General features: G+C 51.3%; 22 protein-coding genes. 17 read left to right on the top strand and 5 right to left on the bottom strand.

Annotated features, from left to right (window positions below; genetic code table 11):
• Positions 1-474: 474 nt before the first annotated feature.
• The 3 genes from IBT47_RS05510 to IBT47_RS05500 all read right to left on the bottom strand — a co-directional run bounded on the left by IBT47_RS05510 (position 475) and on the right by IBT47_RS05500 (position 1,786).
• On the bottom strand, positions 475-573 hold the full coding sequence (locus IBT47_RS05510) for a YoaK family small membrane protein (protein WP_146114196.1): 99 nt from the start codon (positions 571-573) through the stop codon (positions 475-477).
• Positions 574-683: 110 nt separating this feature from the next.
• Positions 684-911: a DUF333 domain-containing protein gene (locus IBT47_RS05505; RefSeq protein WP_200559703.1), complete on the bottom strand. Its 228-nt coding sequence runs from the start codon at positions 909-911 to the stop codon at positions 684-686.
• A 233-nt stretch (positions 912-1,144) separates the two neighbouring features.
• Positions 1,145-1,786, bottom strand: coding sequence for a LexA family transcriptional regulator (locus IBT47_RS05500; protein ID WP_200559702.1), 642 nt, complete (start codon positions 1,784-1,786; stop codon positions 1,145-1,147).
• A 106-nt stretch (positions 1,787-1,892) separates the two neighbouring features.
• Here IBT47_RS05500 and IBT47_RS05495 point away from each other — a divergent pair, with 106 nt between their 5' ends.
• The 11 genes from IBT47_RS05495 to IBT47_RS05445 all read left to right on the top strand — a co-directional run bounded on the left by IBT47_RS05495 (position 1,893) and on the right by IBT47_RS05445 (position 9,000).
• Entirely contained in the window at positions 1,893-2,108 is a 216-nt protein-coding gene (locus tag IBT47_RS05495; RefSeq protein WP_105595046.1) for a helix-turn-helix domain-containing protein, read from the top strand.
• 27 nt (positions 2,109-2,135) lie between these two features.
• Positions 2,136-2,459, top strand: coding sequence for a hypothetical protein (locus IBT47_RS05490; protein WP_200559701.1), 324 nt, complete (start codon positions 2,136-2,138; stop codon positions 2,457-2,459).
• A complete protein-coding gene (locus tag IBT47_RS27325) occupies positions 2,389-2,634 on the top strand; it encodes a DUF4222 domain-containing protein (protein ID WP_370569860.1) in 246 nt (81 codons plus the stop codon). Before IBT47_RS05490 ends, IBT47_RS27325 begins: the two co-directional genes overlap by 71 nt.
• 212 nt (positions 2,635-2,846) lie before the next feature.
• The gene (locus IBT47_RS27320) at positions 2,847-3,893 is read left to right on the top strand and encodes a replication protein (RefSeq protein ID WP_200559700.1); all 1,047 of its coding nucleotides are present in this window, start codon (positions 2,847-2,849) and stop codon (positions 3,891-3,893) included.
• Complete coding sequence (locus tag IBT47_RS05475; protein ID WP_200559699.1) at positions 3,890-5,266, top strand: replicative DNA helicase; 1,377 nt, start codon at positions 3,890-3,892, stop codon at positions 5,264-5,266. The genes IBT47_RS27320 and IBT47_RS05475 overlap by 4 nt, the downstream gene beginning before the upstream one ends.
• Positions 5,266-5,646, top strand: coding sequence for a RusA family crossover junction endodeoxyribonuclease (locus IBT47_RS05470; RefSeq protein ID WP_200559698.1), 381 nt, complete (start codon positions 5,266-5,268; stop codon positions 5,644-5,646). The genes IBT47_RS05475 and IBT47_RS05470 overlap by 1 nt, the downstream gene beginning before the upstream one ends.
• A gap of 3 nt (positions 5,647-5,649) precedes the next feature.
• On the top strand, positions 5,650-5,868 hold the full coding sequence (locus IBT47_RS05465) for a hypothetical protein (protein ID WP_105595039.1): 219 nt from the start codon (positions 5,650-5,652) through the stop codon (positions 5,866-5,868).
• Positions 5,869-5,927: 59 nt separating this feature from the next.
• Positions 5,928-6,692, top strand: coding sequence for an antitermination protein (locus tag IBT47_RS05460; protein WP_200559697.1), 765 nt, complete (start codon positions 5,928-5,930; stop codon positions 6,690-6,692).
• A gap of 1,014 nt (positions 6,693-7,706) precedes the next feature.
• Positions 7,707-7,922 carry a class II holin family protein gene (locus IBT47_RS05455; RefSeq protein ID WP_105595037.1) on the top strand — a complete coding sequence of 72 codons (216 nt, stop codon included), beginning with the start codon at positions 7,707-7,709 and terminating at the stop codon, positions 7,920-7,922.
• Positions 7,922-8,461, top strand: coding sequence for a lysozyme (locus tag IBT47_RS05450; protein ID WP_200559696.1), 540 nt, complete (start codon positions 7,922-7,924; stop codon positions 8,459-8,461). Before IBT47_RS05455 ends, IBT47_RS05450 begins: the two co-directional genes overlap by 1 nt.
• Complete coding sequence (locus IBT47_RS05445; protein ID WP_200559695.1) at positions 8,458-9,000, top strand: hypothetical protein; 543 nt, start codon at positions 8,458-8,460, stop codon at positions 8,998-9,000. Before IBT47_RS05450 ends, IBT47_RS05445 begins: the two co-directional genes overlap by 4 nt.
• A 78-nt stretch (positions 9,001-9,078) precedes the next feature.
• On the opposite strand, the gene IBT47_RS05440 is transcribed toward IBT47_RS05445, so the two are convergent.
• Both IBT47_RS05440 and IBT47_RS05435 read right to left on the bottom strand, forming a co-directional pair.
• Positions 9,079-9,201: a small membrane protein gene (locus IBT47_RS05440; protein ID WP_146114193.1), complete on the bottom strand. Its 123-nt coding sequence runs from the start codon at positions 9,199-9,201 to the stop codon at positions 9,079-9,081.
• A gap of 166 nt (positions 9,202-9,367) precedes the next feature.
• Positions 9,368-9,598, bottom strand: a complete 231-nt coding sequence (locus tag IBT47_RS05435; protein WP_146114192.1) for a hypothetical protein — start codon at positions 9,596-9,598, stop codon at positions 9,368-9,370.
• 166 nt (positions 9,599-9,764) lie between these two features.
• Between IBT47_RS05435 and IBT47_RS05430 the strand changes: the two genes are divergently transcribed.
• The 6 genes from IBT47_RS05430 to IBT47_RS05405 all read left to right on the top strand — a co-directional run bounded on the left by IBT47_RS05430 (position 9,765) and on the right by IBT47_RS05405 (position 15,634).
• Positions 9,765-10,010, top strand: coding sequence for a DUF2560 family protein (locus IBT47_RS05430; RefSeq protein ID WP_105595034.1), 246 nt, complete (start codon positions 9,765-9,767; stop codon positions 10,008-10,010).
• Positions 10,011-10,411: 401 nt separating this feature from the next.
• The gene (locus IBT47_RS05425; RefSeq protein WP_200559694.1) at positions 10,412-11,014 is read left to right on the top strand and encodes a hypothetical protein; all 603 of its coding nucleotides are present in this window, start codon (positions 10,412-10,414) and stop codon (positions 11,012-11,014) included.
• A complete protein-coding gene (locus tag IBT47_RS05420) occupies positions 11,014-12,486 on the top strand; it encodes a terminase (RefSeq protein WP_200559693.1) in 1,473 nt (490 codons plus the stop codon). The genes IBT47_RS05425 and IBT47_RS05420 overlap by 1 nt, the downstream gene beginning before the upstream one ends.
• A gap of 9 nt (positions 12,487-12,495) precedes the next feature.
• Positions 12,496-13,938, top strand: coding sequence for a DUF1073 domain-containing protein (locus tag IBT47_RS05415; RefSeq protein ID WP_370569859.1), 1,443 nt, complete (start codon positions 12,496-12,498; stop codon positions 13,936-13,938).
• Positions 13,889-14,869, top strand: coding sequence for a phage minor head protein (locus IBT47_RS05410; RefSeq protein WP_234471711.1), 981 nt, complete (start codon positions 13,889-13,891; stop codon positions 14,867-14,869). The genes IBT47_RS05415 and IBT47_RS05410 overlap by 50 nt, the downstream gene beginning before the upstream one ends.
• The gene (locus tag IBT47_RS05405) at positions 14,870-15,634 is read left to right on the top strand and encodes a hypothetical protein (RefSeq protein ID WP_200559691.1); all 765 of its coding nucleotides are present in this window, start codon (positions 14,870-14,872) and stop codon (positions 15,632-15,634) included. It begins immediately after the preceding gene.
• Positions 15,635-15,671: the final 37 nt, after the last annotated feature.

Here is a 15,671-nt window from a genome sequence, read left to right as displayed (position 1 = left end):
AAAGAGCGGGTCAGCGCTTTGCGGTGGGCTGCGTTGTGCTGATGAGAGAAAATTACAATAAAGTTTGTAATAGGTAAACAATAAATATTGTAATTTCATTGGTTTTTTACTCATTTACTTGTTTTTTAAAGTGATTTATTTTCTTGAATTGACCGTTTAAAACAAATCGCTCAGGTCTTTTGAGCGAAGTTTGAGTTTTGCCGGAATCGGGGTGTGGATAGTGAACAGCAATCATGGCTGAAGTGATTGGCAACATGGCTTTCGAACATAAATTAAACGATGAGAGTCAAAAGTATCTTGGTTGAAGGTTTATCAAATTAGTTGTGGACGGGAAGGGCACTTTAAGGGAGGCAATTTTGATTAGATAAGAGGGATTGACTGTCCACAAAAAGCCCGCGTTAAGCGGGCTCTTGTTGTTTTTTCAAAAAAAGGGTGAAGAGCAAGAGGTAGATTTCTTTGACCTCTAACCGTGCATTAACCGCCAGGCATCCAAGCACCACTCGCGATAAACCAAACCAGAAGCACTACGCCTGCTATGCCGCAGGCAGCTGGGAACAGATAGCCGATCTTCATTTTTACCGCCTGAGTTTTTATTATGAGGGCATCCCTGCCTGTCTTCTCCAGCCCTAACCAGCCCTGATGCTGATCTGTGTTTAAAAATTGCAATACGTAACAGCGCCGTTTTATTTGTTATCGCGCCTGTAAAGAGTCCACTCTTCAATCCGTTCGCCGCCTGGGAGGGTGCAGTAGCCTACCTCTCCAGCGGGTTCCTTAACGATGTCTAGCTTGCCGCCGATTTTCTGGCAGTACACCGATGCCGGGTTAGCCATGCCAATCATCTTCGGCTGCTCGTTGTGCGCTGCACACGAGGCGATAAGCACTGGTAGTGCGGTAATCAGTATTTTTTTCATGGTTATCCCTTTTAACTGAAGGCCTCTTCCGACCACTAACCCAGAGTCAGACCTAGCAATAAGTTAACGAAGCCAGCCAAAAGCAATGCCAGTCCCGGTATCAGGAAGTTTTTGTCGCGCTTCTTGCGAGCCAGGTAGAACATGGCGAACGCTACGCAAAACATAGGTACTGCTATCTTTATGTAAACTGACATGTACTTCCTTAGATAAACGTCTCTTCCGTCTGAGGGGGATTATACCAGCCGAAGCTTAGTTTCAATCGCTACACCGATAATCCGGCAGTTACCGTTGATCGGCACCATTGGCCACTGAGGGTTAAGCCCTTTCAGGTACTTTTGGCTACCGTCGATCACCAGCTTTTTGAACGTGGCTTCGTTATCGTCGATCAGCTTTGCAACTACCAGGCTGCCATTCACCGCCTCACGCCCAGTATCGAAAAGCACGAAAGTACCTTCTGGAATACTCAGGCCCATCGGCGCTGTCATCGAATCTCCGTCCACTTCCAACCAGAATGACTCACCCTGCACATGTGCGTCTGACTCTAGCCAGAGATCGATATCCTTTACCGTATAGGCCTCGATGGCCTCTCCCCAGGCACCTGCCTGGACCTTGCTCAGGACAGGATATTTTCGGCCGGGAGAGTATGGGCGGAAACCAGTAACATTATCGCCCGTCACAACGTCTTTACCATCAAGAAGCCATTCGATCTCGCAGCCGAGAGCTTTCGCCAGCTCAGGGAGGTAGCGGGGACGTTTAGTTTTACCACTCTCCAACTGAACAATCGCTTGTTGAGTTGTGCCGGCTCTTTCTGCCAGTTCTGTTTGCGTTAATCCAAGCTCATTTCTTTTCGCAAGGACACGCGCCGCGATCGTCATTAAGTCACCTCTCAATCCAATCAAGAGATGTTTACAAGAAAAGCTGTAATTGACAAACAAACTATATTGTAATTAATATACAAGAAAGTTTGTCAAAGGAGGCTTTATGCAAACTATCTCGGACCGCCTCAAACAAAAACGGGCGGAGCTCAACCTGACGCAGGCTGAATTAGCCAGTAAGGCTGGAGTTAAACAGCAGTCCATCCAACAGATCGAAGCTGGTTTGACGAAGCGCCCGCGGTTTTTGATTGAGATTGCCCATGCACTGCAGTGTGACCCAGCCTGGCTCCAGCATGGAGTCAAGCAAGGTAATGCTGCCTAAACACTATTTTGAAAACGGAAATTATCAATGGAATCAGTAGCAACAACCAGCAATTCAGTAAATATCACCTGCAAAGCAGAAGCGCTGGAGAGTTATTTTCACAGGGAAGCTATCGCTCGCGGTAATAAACCTCTGGCGCTGGATATGGGGATTCATCCTTCGGGACTAAGCCGAAAAAAGGTTGGGCTGGTTGGCCTGGCCTGCAAGCTGATTTTGCAACTGGGATTGCCTGCTGGCTGTATCGCGGCGCCGGGATGCGAGCAGAACGTAGTGCTGACCGGTGAAGAGGCGCGGAAGTTGCTTTCGCTGCTGGAGCACATACGGAAACCGGCAGGGGGAACAGGTGGATGACGAGCGTTTCGTTGATACCGATCAGCAATACCACGATCGGCGCGGCGTTGTCGTGCGGGTTACCCGGTATGACCGGCAGGAGCGAAGAATCATTTTTATGCGGCCAGATTACCCGCATCCATGCTGCGTGCCGAAATGGTATTTCGAGAAGTATTTCAGGAAGTTTGAAGGGTAAAGCGAAGGCTGAACAGTTGCACCTGAACAGCCGGGTACCGCATTGCTTTGGTCAAGCGAGGTCAATTATGCGACAGAAACGCCGGAAGATGCAACCAGAAAACACTGTACATAAAGACATGTCACGGGAGCAGTTAGCCCGGGAGTTTACCCCTGACGCGGCGCACAAGTTGCGCCAGTTACTCGAGCAGAATAAGCGTGCGAGGGAAGGGGATGAGTAACACCGCCGAGATCATCAATTTCCGCGCTCGTACAGAGCGTGAGGAGCAGCGCGTGGCCGATACCGATGATGGGTATACCCGGCTGGCTAACATGTTGCTGGAGGAATATGCAGGCGCGGATCTGACGAAGCGCCAATTCAAGGTGCTGCTTACCGTGTTGCGGCTCACTTACGGCTGGAACAAAACTATGGACCGAATCAGTGATTCACAGATTTCGGAGATCGCTCGACTGCCGGTGAAGCGCTGCAATGAGGCGAAGTTGCAACTGGTTGAAATGAATATTCTTATCCAGCAGGGACGTCAGTTTGGCCCCAATAAAAATGTCTCAGAATGGCGCATCCCTCAAAACGAGGGATTATCCCTCAAATCAGGGGAGAAATTATCCCTCAAATTAGGGGATGGCTATCCCTCAAAACAGGGGGACACCAAAGACATTATTCCAAAGACAATAAAAACAGATCCCCCTAAAGCCCCCAAGGGGGAATTTCCGGAGGAGGTAATTTCACAGGCTAAACAGGTCCTGGAGTATTACAACGAGCTCACAGGAACCACCTGCCGCTCTGCAGAAGCCTTTGCCGTTCTGCTCACACCACGTTCGGCTCGTGCAGCCTACACCGTGGACGACCTGCAGCTGGTGGTGCGCTGGGTGGTGCTGACCTGGAAGCGCCGCAATGGCACGGTTGCTAAGCCGACGAACATCTGCCGGGTAAGCCGTTTCGACGGTTACCTTGCTGACGCTGCTGCCTGGGCTTCAAGCTACGTTGAGATCGACTGCGGCGCCGTGGTTGATGCCTATAACGAGATTGCCGGTGACCGTCTGCCTCTGGCAGAGCTGGACGATGACCGTGAGAAAGCGATCCGTGACCTGGTCACTCACATGACCCACAAAAATATCGATGCGGTTCGGGCATATTTCAAGGCGTTTGTGACTGAAGCAAGGCCGCATTACTTCGGCGAGAATCCGTCTGGCTGGCGTGCCAACTTCGATTTCCTGATGAAGCCCGACACGCTTCGCAAAGTGCGGGAGCGTGCGCTATGAGCGACCTGTATCTCGAAGCCAGCGTTATCGGCGCACTGCTGAATGCCGGTCTGACACCTTACGCCAGCGATGTGCTGAACACACTGGACCCTGCAGCGTTCACCAATCCGTTTTACTTCAAGCTATACGGAGAAATTAAGCGCCAGGCCATTCAGCGCAAGATGATCGACGCGCTGCTGGTTGCGGATGCAATGGGTGACGATCCCGGCGTATTCGCCGACGTGATGGAAACGGCGAAAGTCGTGCCAAGTTCGGCAAACCTCAAAGGCTATGCCAAAAGCCTTGGTGAGAAATTTATGATCCGCAGTTTTGTCGCGCTGATGGAGGCCTATTACGACAGCATAACCCTGGCGAACAACCACGATCAGGCACTGGAGAACATTCGGGCGTTTATCAGTCAGGTCATGGCCGTTGGTCGCCCCTCTGATGAGGTCGTGCCGGTTCACATCGATGAGCTGATGGGTGCTTACGTTGATGTGCTGGAGCGGCGGGTAACCAATGGAGAGGAGTCGGACACGCTGAAGACCGGGATCTGCGAACTGGACGAAATTACTGGCGGCATGAACGATGAAGATTTCGTTGTTGTGGCCGCCCGCCCGGGTATGGGTAAAACCGAGTTTGCACTGAAGGTTGCTGAGGGTGTTGCCTCGAGTGAGCGGGTGATGGGGGATCACAAGGTCCGCCGCGGTGTGCTGATTTTCACCATGGAAATGAGCAATCAGCAGGTGATTGAGCGCCAGATTGCCGGCGCGTCGAACATGCCGGTATCCAGCCTGCGCAAGCCATCCCGTATGCACGATGAGGACTGGGGCCGGGTTTCAATGGGAATTCAGCGCCTGACTGGCCTTGATGTCTGGCTCGTCGACGCGGCAAACCTGACCATCGAGCAGATCCGCGCCATCGCTGAGCGGCATAAACGCAAGTTCCCCGGCCTGTCGCTGATCCTTGTCGATTATCTGGGCCTGATTAAAAAGCCTCGAGCAGAACGTAACGACCTGGCGATCGCTGTTATCTCCGGTGGCCTGAAGAACATGGCTAAGGAACTGAAAACGCCGGTTCTGTCGCTCAGCCAGCTGTCACGCGACGTTGAGAAACGCCCGAACAAACGTCCGGTAAATGCGGATCTGCGCGACGGCGGCAGCATTGAGCAGGATGCAGACAGCATCATCATGCTGTACCGCGATGCCGTCTACAACGAGAACAGCCTGGCGGCGCGCTTCGCCGAAATCATCGTAACGAAGAACCGTTTCGGCGAGCTGGGGACCGTGTACCAGGAGTTCCGCAACGGCCATTTCCACGACACCAACCAGGATGAGGCGCGGCGCATCTGCACCGAGAAGGCTTCAGCCGGACAGCGACAGAGGGAGTTTTGATGCTGGTCTATGACATCTGTCCGTTGCCGAAACCCCGCATGACGCAGAGAGACCGTTGGGCTAAACGCCCGGTGGTTCTCCGGTACCGCGCTTACTGCGACGAGGTGCGATTAAAGCGCCTGCAGCTGCCGGTCAGCGGCTGCCACGTTACTTTCGTGCTGCCAATGCCAGCCAGCTGGAGCAAGAAAAAGCGCAGCGCCAGTATTGGTCAGCCGCATCAGCAAAAACCGGACGTGGACAACCTGATGAAAGCGCTGATGGATGCCTTGTTTGCCGATGACAGCAGCGTGTGGGATTTCCGCGTATCAAAAATATGGGGCGAAACCGGCAGTATCCGGATCGCCAGCATCGCGCCGTCGGCGCACCAGTCAGGAGAATAAAACGTGAAAGGACTGACCGAGATCCAGAAAAACATGTGCCGCTTTATCCGGCAGTACGCTGCTGAGAATGGCTGCGCGCCAACACGTGTGGAGATAGCCACTCACTTTGGCTGGAAGTCCGCTAACGCCGCTGAAGCGCACATTAAAGCGCTGGTGAAAAAGGGCGCGCTCTACAGTAAGCCGCGCTGCTCGCGTGCGCTGAAAGTGCTGGTGGACGTTTAGAAACCGGCCGCTGGCCAACTGCAGTATCGGATGACAAGAACAGACCAGAGGGGATACACGTGAGAATCGAAGCCGCACTTAAACATTTCAGCCCGAAAACGATGATGATCACCGACAGCCCCGGCGCTACCAGCTCGGAGAATATCGACGGCACACACGTCATGGCCGCGATCGGCATGTGCCAGGCTAAAGCTGCTTTCGGCATGAGTGCGTATCTGGGAAAAGCAGGTATCAGTCAGCAGGATCGGGATAAGGCAGTGCAGCACCTGCTGGCGTATGCCCGCAAAACCGCGCCTGCGCTTCTCAGGAAGGCCGCAGCAGGAAAATTGAGTCAGTGTCTTTTTGTACTGGCTAAATTCGCCTATGACGATTACGCGCGTTCTGCTGCCGATACGCATGATTGTCCTGACTGCGCAGGCAGGGGAGTGACTAACACGCTGGCCAGAGTGATGACGCATCCCGGTTGTGGAGAAAAAACGGCTCCAACGTATCAGATGCAGCTGGTGGAAAATCAGTGTGTGACATGTCACGGAAAGGGAAAGTTGTCAGCGCGCTGCCGTTGCGGCGGTTCCGGCAAGGTCCGGGATCTGAAGCGGTCGAAACTGCTCGGCGTGCCAGTTGAGAAGGATTGCGATCGATGTGATGGGCTGGGCTTCAGGCGGCAGCCTTCGACGGTAGCGTTTAAAGCGATCCGGGCGTTGGTGCCTGAACTGACGCAATCGTCATGGTCGCGTAACTGGAAGCCATTCTATGACGGGCTGATCGTTAAATGCGAAGCTGAGGAAAGCCAGGCTGATTCGATTTTCAATAAAGTGACGCGATAATACGAATTTATGCATTGAAAGTGGTTGCATTTTGCATAACTTTGACTAATTATATCTCTCATCGTGGGATTTCAATGCCCGCAGGTACTTAAACGAATTCAGAGGCTGCGCAAATGCGGGGCATTTTTATTAGCTTTTTTCTGTCAATCTACTATCTTCAAATTGATGACAACTCTATGCGCCTCCCATCCGAAGGAGTGACATTTAATCAGTGATGATATACAGGCGCACCAAATCTTAGGCTCTGCTAATGCAGGGCCTTTTTTTAGTCCTAAATTTTGAGTCGCTCCTACCGGTATGGCGATTCATCTCTGATTAATCTGAATCTATACGGGATTCATACTCAGAACAGAGCTCGGCTTTGACTCTGATTTTATCTTGTTTAGAATCGCGCAGGTTACGGTGAATCCCCCTAAGCGGAGGGGCTAAGACAGGTCAACATATCCTGTTGCCAGGAAGCGAATCAGGTTCTGTCTTTTCTGATTTACCGGGAGGCACCCGGCACCGAAACTTCATGATGTCACAATTTTCAGCAACTAAATCAAGGCTCACTTCGGTGGGCCTTTCTTGCATCTTGCAAGCATGATTAGTGCAAGAAGTAATGACTTTCGTAAGCAGTAACGGTTTGAATTTCCTATGGTAAAGGCTTAATAGTTCTTCGTGGGCTGTATAATTTCCCACCAAACATTATGAAGCCTCCATTGATCCATTGTGTAACTTGTTGGGGGCGTACTCCCACATATCGAGCGAATTCTGCCTGGTTACCAGAAAAATAAATGTCGATGTATTGTTGTAAGTTCATTTTTAAATTTCCTCTTAATTGATTTCTAAGAATCATTAATAATAATTTTAATTAAAAGTATCATTGTCTCTTTGGGTTATTTGAAAATCCATTCACAAACAAGTACATCAACCTTAGAACAGCATAGCTATAACGTAAAGTTTTTCACTTTATGTCATTCCTTTTTCATCCTCCTAATTGAACAGCGCCACGGCATTGCCGGGGGTGAGAGTATGTATCGCATGGACAAACTAACAACAGGCGTTGCCTATGGCGCTTCAGTCGGCAATGCCGGCTACTGGGGCCTGCAATTACTCGACAAAGTTAGCCCGTCACAGTGGGCGGCTATCGGTGTTATCGGAAGTCTGGTCTTTGGCTTTCTGACGTTTCTGGCAAACCTGTATTTCAAGGTGAAAGAGGACCGCCGAAAAATAGCACGGGGTGATTGATGGCTAATCTGAAGTCAAAGCTCAGCGCCGCAGTGATTGGCCTGATTCTGGCTGGCGCGTCCGCCTCTGCGATTCTGGATGCTTTCCTTAATGAGAAAGAAGGTAATCGACTGGTGGCCTATCTCGACAGCTCCGGAATCTGGACTATCTGCCGAGGTGTGACCCGAATTGATGGTAAAGCGGTGGTGAAGGGCATGCGCCTGACCGCTGAGAAATGCGCTGATGTGAACGCTATCGAGGAGCGCAAGGCGCTTGCCTGGGTGAAGAACAACATCAAAGTGCCACTGACTGAGCCGCAGAAAGCAGGTATCGCCTCATTCTGCCCGTACAACATCGGCCCCGGTAATTGCCTCCCTTCTACGTTCTACAAACGACTGAATGCTGGTGACCGTAAAGGTGCGTGTGAGGCGATACGCTGGTGGGTGCATGACAAAGGTCGTGACTGCCGTTTAACGAAAGGGCAGGCAACTGGCTGCTACGGTCAGGTTGAGCGGCGTGATCAGGAATCTGCTCTGGCGTGCTGGGGGCTGGATCGATGAAAGACACCAAAATAACTCTGGTTCTGGTCGCGTTGTTCCTGCTTATGCTGATTGGGTTGGGCGGCGCTGCGGTCTACTACCACGGTGAATACAGCGAGCAGCAGACAGCTAACCAGCAGCTGCAAACGGATAACGAGCGGCAGAGTAGTGTCATTGCCACGCAGTCGCTGCAGTTCAACCGCTTTAATCAAATAGCCGCTGCTGTCCAGCAGTACGACACACAAATCACAGCGTCAGCGCAGGAGAAACAGATTGAATACCGGACGATCCTCAAAACTGAGCCGACGTGTGCTCTCACTGTGCCTGTCTCTATTGCTGGCAGGTTGCTCGAATACGCGAACAGTTTACGTTCCCGGGCAATGCACGCCGATTCCAACATCGCTGACAGCGCCGGTACTGACGCCGCTGCCACCGGCACCCTGACGTACTGCCAGGCTGTTCTGTGGATAGACCCGCTGCTTACAGCGATTGACCAGGCTAACAGCCAGCTTGATGGCATCCGAAAGATTGAGAGAACCCGGGAAACTGGCACACATTAAACCAAAAGATTTATCGTTGTCTGATGTGAATGCGTTAAAAAGAGCTCATTTTTGATTCAAAACTATGAGATTAACGAGTTAGCGATTTTTTCGGTTAGACGGAAATTTACTCGATTTCCGTTCCCGAAGATAAGAAATTAAGCAATAAATGGAAATTGCTAATAATAAAATTGCAAAAGTGAGAAGCAGCCACTCTTTCATACGACACCTCAAAAGCCATTATGAAAAATATGGATAGATAATGTTGTTGGTTTTTTAATCTACTTCAGGGGTGGTAATAATTAAAGCCCATGTACTGTAATTTACATTAGGCATCAATTGATTAGTTAAAGTGTATGGTTGAGGTCCGCAAAGTCTTAAATAAAATTTACGACCCAGGAAGAATTATGAAGGGTTGCGCGTTTATTTCTTGCTCATCTTTTGTATCGGAGCGAGCGATAACATAGTTTTCTTTATAAGATACAACATCATTTATATCTACCGCGCAATTGCAACGCTTACATTGCATCTGAGTAATTTGATCTCCTCTATCTGCGATGGCAACAATATGGAATCTATCATGTCCGCAAGATCTACAAAATAAATTAATAATTGACATGGTATTTCCTTAGATTTCAGTGTTTGATATCAATAAGAATAGTCTCAAAGGTCCGATGAGTTAAGCGTTTTTTCGAAATCTTGATGTTTATCACACTTATTTTTTTATGACCCAGTGCTTACCAACATATCAAAATCATAATTTCAAACTTGAAAAGAGGATTACCATGCCTGAAATCACTACTGAACAGAGCAACCAACTGGAACTACTGGCCACGCTGGGTTATGACACCGCAGCAACAAAGGTGGCTGTTGCTTTCATCCAGAACGACCCGTTCAAGCATCGCCTGTTTATCCAGCAGTACAGTCGTGTCTATAGCGAAACTGATATCGTTGCGCGCGCAACAAAAGCTGTGCAGGAATCGGTGGAAGCGATCACCGTGCTGAGCGAGATTACTGCAGCTACCGAATAACCCCACCGCCCGGGCGCAGGCCGTCGCCGTCTCCCCGCGTCAGCGTTGATCGGTAACTCCTGACCGTTAGCGCGCAGAGAGAATCAAAAACGCCAATACCGTGTTACTCCTGACGCCAACCAGGAGCGTTCACTCATGGTCGCTTAGCGGCGCGATGGTAGACGAAGCCGCATTCTTAAATAGTCACAGACTAGAGAAACAACTTCGTTCACTGCGGGTGCATAGGCAATAGCCAGCCCGTGGAAAAATGCATAACTCATGATAATTACCTCCGGTTAGTTTATGGGGCACTCCCTATAGTGAGTCGTATTAAGCGCGACTCTCTTTCTATACTGGGTTGTAATTAATTCAGGAGTTTCCGAAGTCTCACGCGTGAGACTTACTGACCAAAGGTAAAAAAAATGGCATCACCTGACTGGGAGGCTATCGAATCGGCTTACCGGGCTGGCTTGATGTCACTCCGCGAAATAGCAGCACAGCACGGCATCAGTGAAGGGGCTATCCGCAAACGCGCCAAGCGCGATGACTGGTCCCGTGACCTGTCGGCGAAGATTAAAGAACGTGCTGATGATCTGGTACGCAAACAGGAGGTACGCAAGCAGGTACGCACCGAAAGCGCACTCTCGGAGCGCGTACTGATCGAGGCTACAGCCGAGGTCATTGCCACCGTCCGCATGGAACATCGTGGCGATATCCGCCGGGCGCGTGAGATAACCAACGCGCTGTTCGACGAGCTTGGCGCTGAGTGTGCAGACGTTGGTGCGTTGCGTAAACTCGGTGAGCTGATGTTTGAGCCCGACGACAACGGCCGCGACCGGCTGAACGAAATCTACCAGTCGATCATCAGCATGCCGGAGCGCGTGAAGTCGATTAAGGCTCTCAGCGATGCGCTGAAGAACCTGATTAGCCTCGAACGCCAGGCCTACGACATCGACGGTCCAGAGGGCGACAACTCCGTTAAAAAACTTTCTGACCTCATGGATACCTTGTCTCAGGGGGCGTGATGAAACCTGAGCACCTGAAGCTGCTGGCCGATAAAGACTGGCGGCTCAACAATCTCTACTGGATCACCGACAAAGAAGGCAAGCCAACGCGGTTCAGAATGACGCCTGAGCAGCGGGAATACTTCGAGGGCATCCACACTCGCAACATCATTCTGAAGGCCCGGCAGCTCGGTTTTACCACCGAGGTGTGCATCATCCAGCTGGACGCCGCGTTGTTCGAATCCGCCAAGTGCGCGCTGATCGCCCACACGCTGAACGACGCCAAACGCCTGTTCCGCGAGAAGGTGAAATTCGCCTACGACAACCTGCCGGACGAGATTAAGGCGGCCAATCCGGCCAGCAATGACTCCGCCGGAGAACTGGTTTTCAAAAAGGGTGGCTCGCTTTACGTCAGCACGTCGTTTCGTGGCGGTACGCTGCGTTACCTGCACGTTTCCGAATTCGGCAAGATATGCGCCAAGTACCCGGAGAAAGCCCGGGAAATCGTCACTGGTGCGTTTGAGGCGGTGTCTACCGGCTGCTTTGCCACGATCGAAAGCACGGCAGAGGGGCGGGCAGGCTACTTCTTCGACTATTGCCAGATCGCTGAAAAAGCCCAGCTGCAGGGTAAGCAACTTTCGCCACTGGACTGGAAGTTTTTCTTCTTCTCCTGGTGGAAGAATCCGCAGTACGCAATCGACCCGGTAGAGCCACTCCCGCAGCGCCTGGTTGATTACTTTGCCGAAATGGAGGCAAAGCACGGCGTCGTGCTGGACGAGCGCCAGAAGGCCTGGTACTTCGCCAAAGAGAAGACGCTCGGCGACGACATGAAGCGTGAGTATCCGACCATTCCGGCGGAGGCGTTCCAACAGTCTGTCGAGGGTGCATACTATGCCAAACAGTTCCGCTGGCTCTACACCAATAAGCGGATCGGCGCGCTGCCCGATAACTCACACCTGCCGGTACACACCTTTTGGGATATCGGTGTGGGTGACTCCACGGCCATCTGGTTCGTGCGTGAAGTCGGCGAAGAGTTTCACGTTATCGACTACTACGAAAACTCAGGCGAAGGCCTGCGGCACTACATGAAAGTTCTAAAGGATCGCGGCTATGAGTATGGCGAGCACTGGGGGCCGCATGATATCGAAAACCGCGAGTTCGGCTCTGATGCCAAATCCCGTAAGGAACTGGCGCGGGAAGGGTACGAAATCGACGGTCAAAAGTATTCCATGACCTTCAAGGTGGTACCGAAAACTGGCATCGACACAGGCATTGAGTCAGTGCGCGAGTTGTTGCCGAAGTGCGTCTTTGACGAAGAAAAATGCAGCGAGGGCATCATCCACCTGGAGGGTTACCGCAAAGAGTGGGACGACAAGCGCGGCTGCTGGAAAGACAAGCCTCTTCACGACGCAACATCTCACGGTGCCGACGGGTTCCGCTACTTTGCCGTAGCGAAGAACAATCATAAGAAAGTCGGCGCCATCTTCTTCTAAGGAGCACCAGTGAATCTACAACCTCGGGAAAATTTTCTCGTTAATGCGCTGGCTGCTACCGTCGGCCGCCTGCGATCGATGTATGCCGGGGTAAATGGCAACACGAAGCGCACGAAGCTGTGGGACGAGTTCGGCTATCCGGATCAGGTCGGCTTCGAGCAGTATTACCGGGCCTATGAGCGTAACCCTGTTGCTCATGCTGGCGTTCATAAGTTGCTGGACAATTGCTGGGCAGATAATCCGACGATCATTGACGGTGACGAGGCCAGAGAGGCGACCAAAACTACACAGTGGGAGAAGCAGGTAACCAAACTGCTGAAGAAGCACTGGCCAAAAATTAAAGATGCCGATAGGCGAAACCTGATTGGCCGGTACTCGGCGCTTCTGATCCAGTTCAAAGATGGACGCGAGTGGCATTTGCCGGTTGACCGCGTCCTGGTAGGCCGCCTGAAAGAGGCTGCAATAGTCAGGCTTATACCTGCATGGGAATCGCAGGTTAAACCGGGTAACTTCGACACCGATACGATGTCGGAGACCTATGGCCAACCAGTGAGCTACAACTTCAACGAGCAGCCAGTGGGTGACGATGGTACTTACGGACCGGTGCGAGGCGTAACTGTACATCCAGACCGCATCATAATTCTCAGCGAAGGCTCAGAAGACGAGAATATGCTGTCTGGCGTGCCGTTCCTGCGCGCCGGCTATAACAAGTTGCTCGATCTGGAGAAGGTATCCGGAGGCAGTGCGGAGGGCTTCCTGAAAAATGCTAGCCGTCAGCTGGGTATAGCGTTCGATAAAGATACCGATATAGCGACACTGTCGTCTCAGGCAAAAGAGGCCGGATTTAAAGACCTCGGCGATGCTCTTAACGATAAAGTTGGCAGAATGAACCGCGGCACTGATGCTGCCCTGGTCATGCAGGCTGGCGAACCTTCGGTTCTGTCGGTAGCTGCAGCGGATCCTGACCCAACATGGACGGTCAACGCTAACGAGTTCGCGGCCTCTATTCAGTGCCCGTTCACTATTCTGTTCGGCCAGCAGACCGGCCGCCTGGCATCCGACGAGGACAAGACGGACTGGGCGAAACGCTGTAATGGTCGCCGCTGGGGATTTATGTCCGCGGTTATCACAGCCGTAATCGAGCGCTTCTGGACTATGGGGGCCATTGAGCCACCTGATTCCGGCGAAGTCACGCTGGCCTGGTCCGACTTACTCGCCCCGAGCGAGAAAGAGAAAATCGCCAACATGCAGGCAATGGCCGATGTGGCACAGAAAACCCAGCAGGCTTACGGCACGGCTGCCATAGAGCCGAACGAAGTACGTGCCGTGGGCGAGCTGGAGCCGCTGAAAGAACCCGAACCGCCTGACCCCAACGACAAACCCGATAAGGACCCGCTGACAGATGACAACGACAGCGATAACCCGGATCGGGACGCCAATCGTACCGCGTAACAAAGCCGACCCCACGCAGTCAGCACGGCAGGTTGGCCGAATGTTCCGTGATATCGATGAGCGGTATCTGACCATCAAGCGGAGGCTCAAGGCGCTGTTTGACGAGCGCCTGACGGGTGTGGCAAGTGCGGTTAATATCCAGCAGGGCTTCATGGTCTGCAACAATGCCGATGGACCGGACACGCTCTACCAGGTTAACGCCGGAACGTTCATCTACGATATGAGCGCGGCGCAGCTGGCCGACTTGCTGCAGATTGTGCAGACCATTCTCGATGATGCGCTGCTGGAGGGAGGAAGCCAGAATCTGTGGTCGCTGGAATATGTGGCCGCCGAGTATGAGCGCGGCACGCACCAGGCCTTTACTAATCTGTCCGTGCAGTCTCAGGTCTATGCCCAGCAAACCACACTTGCACAACTGCTCTCTGCACCTGCATATCAGAACCAGATTGCTGCAGCATACGTTGCTACTTACAGCGAATGGAAAGGCATCAGCGATGCGGCGCGTGCCGACTTGGCAAACGTGATCTCAAATTCTATCGGATGGGGCATCAATCCGCGGGAAACGGCCAGCATCATCAGTAAGCGGCTTGATGTGTCGATGTCGCAGGCTAAAAACATCGCTCAGACAGAACAGGTTGGCGCGCTGCGTAAAGCTCAGTGGCTCGAATCAGACTGGGCCAGAGATCGCCTCGGGCTCAACACCCGGCTTTTGTGGCTGTCAGCGTTGAAGGCTACGACCCGCAGCTGGCACGCCAGCCGGCATGGAAAGGTCTTCACCACCGAAGAGGTGCGTGACTTTTACGCCGAAAATGGGAACCGGTATAACTGCTATTGCAGCCAGATTCCGGTGTTGCTCAACGACGATGGCAGCATTTTTAACAAAGGATTATCTGAAAAGTTAGCCAAAGAGAAAGCGAACTGGTATCAGTAGATGGAAACATTTATCGAGAAAATCGCAATGGCAAAGAAAATTGGAGTTCTATTCAAGGTATTTTCCAGAGAAGATTTCAAGGAAGGGTTCCTTGATGGTCATTTATATATGAACACGATTGATTACTTCCGGAAATACGAAGAAGAGTTGGATGGAAATATTGCAGACAAATTCGAGGCGCTTACAGGATGGCTCCAACCACATGATATCATGCTAACCATTGAAGCTAATGGCGAAAAGTTTACCCTAAATCCTAATGATATGGCTGGACCAGCAACGATAAGCATGAAAAAACATGACCATGCAAATGTGTACTGCATGACTCAACTGCACTCACATGATATAGATATGTCGCGTGTGAAAGGAGAGGAGGAACTGCGGCGCCTAAAGCAATATTTCACATTACCCGAAGAAAGCAAAAATCTTGGTGCATATCTTGTGATTATTGTAAATCCTGCAGCTTTTTTAGAAAGAGTTCGATTGGCTGTTCAGGGGCATATTGAAAGAAATGAGGTGCTTGCTTACCAAGCAAAACAGGTCATTTATTATGATGAAAACAAAACCAGCCTAACCTTAAAGAATGACATAGAAGCGCCTTTTTATAAGCAAAGTAAGTATTCCCACCAATCAGAATTCAGGTTATGTCTATTAAGAGATAACTTAGCTAACAAGCCATTCACATTAAATATTGGAAGCATTCGAGATATAGCTACTGAGATACGTACAGAAGATTTTAATAGCTTGATAGAATTAAAGCGAAACTAAACCCCAAACCGGCAATAGCCGGTTTTTTTAATGCCTT

It is taken from the genome of Erwinia sp. S43, assembly GCF_016624745.1.
Classification (GTDB): domain Bacteria; phylum Pseudomonadota; class Gammaproteobacteria; order Enterobacterales; family Enterobacteriaceae; genus Erwinia; species Erwinia coffeiphila.
Note: the sequence above shows the minus strand (reverse complement) of the source record. Positions and strands in the feature narration are given on the sequence as shown.

Bases quoted from the DNA above. Each gene is read 5' to 3' on its own strand.
- IBT47_RS05510 (WP_146114196.1), bottom strand. From the start codon at position 573: ATGAAGATCGGCTATCTGTTCCCAGCTGCCTGCGGCATAGCAGGCGTA.
- IBT47_RS05505 (WP_200559703.1), bottom strand. From the start codon at position 911: ATGAAAAAAATACTGATTACCGCACTACCAGTGCTTATCGCCTCGTGT.
- IBT47_RS05500 (WP_200559702.1), bottom strand. From the start codon at position 1,786: ATGACGATCGCGGCGCGTGTCCTTGCGAAAAGAAATGAGCTTGGATTA.
- IBT47_RS05495 (WP_105595046.1), top strand. From the start codon at position 1,893: ATGCAAACTATCTCGGACCGCCTCAAACAAAAACGGGCGGAGCTCAAC.
- IBT47_RS05490 (WP_200559701.1), top strand. From the start codon at position 2,136: ATGGAATCAGTAGCAACAACCAGCAATTCAGTAAATATCACCTGCAAA.
- IBT47_RS27320 (WP_200559700.1), top strand. From the start codon at position 2,847: ATGAGTAACACCGCCGAGATCATCAATTTCCGCGCTCGTACAGAGCGT.
- IBT47_RS05475 (WP_200559699.1), top strand. From the start codon at position 3,890: ATGAGCGACCTGTATCTCGAAGCCAGCGTTATCGGCGCACTGCTGAAT.
- IBT47_RS05470 (WP_200559698.1), top strand. From the start codon at position 5,266: ATGCTGGTCTATGACATCTGTCCGTTGCCGAAACCCCGCATGACGCAG.
- IBT47_RS05455 (WP_105595037.1), top strand. From the start codon at position 7,707: ATGTATCGCATGGACAAACTAACAACAGGCGTTGCCTATGGCGCTTCA.
- IBT47_RS05450 (WP_200559696.1), top strand. From the start codon at position 7,922: ATGGCTAATCTGAAGTCAAAGCTCAGCGCCGCAGTGATTGGCCTGATT.
- IBT47_RS05445 (WP_200559695.1), top strand. From the start codon at position 8,458: ATGAAAGACACCAAAATAACTCTGGTTCTGGTCGCGTTGTTCCTGCTT.
- IBT47_RS05440 (WP_146114193.1), bottom strand. From the start codon at position 9,201: ATGAAAGAGTGGCTGCTTCTCACTTTTGCAATTTTATTATTAGCAATT.
- IBT47_RS05435 (WP_146114192.1), bottom strand. From the start codon at position 9,598: ATGTCAATTATTAATTTATTTTGTAGATCTTGCGGACATGATAGATTC.
- IBT47_RS05430 (WP_105595034.1), top strand. From the start codon at position 9,765: ATGCCTGAAATCACTACTGAACAGAGCAACCAACTGGAACTACTGGCC.
- IBT47_RS05425 (WP_200559694.1), top strand. From the start codon at position 10,412: ATGGCATCACCTGACTGGGAGGCTATCGAATCGGCTTACCGGGCTGGC.
- IBT47_RS05420 (WP_200559693.1), top strand. From the start codon at position 11,014: ATGAAACCTGAGCACCTGAAGCTGCTGGCCGATAAAGACTGGCGGCTC.
- IBT47_RS05410 (WP_234471711.1), top strand. From the start codon at position 13,889: ATGACAACGACAGCGATAACCCGGATCGGGACGCCAATCGTACCGCGT.
- IBT47_RS05405 (WP_200559691.1), top strand. From the start codon at position 14,870: ATGGAAACATTTATCGAGAAAATCGCAATGGCAAAGAAAATTGGAGTT.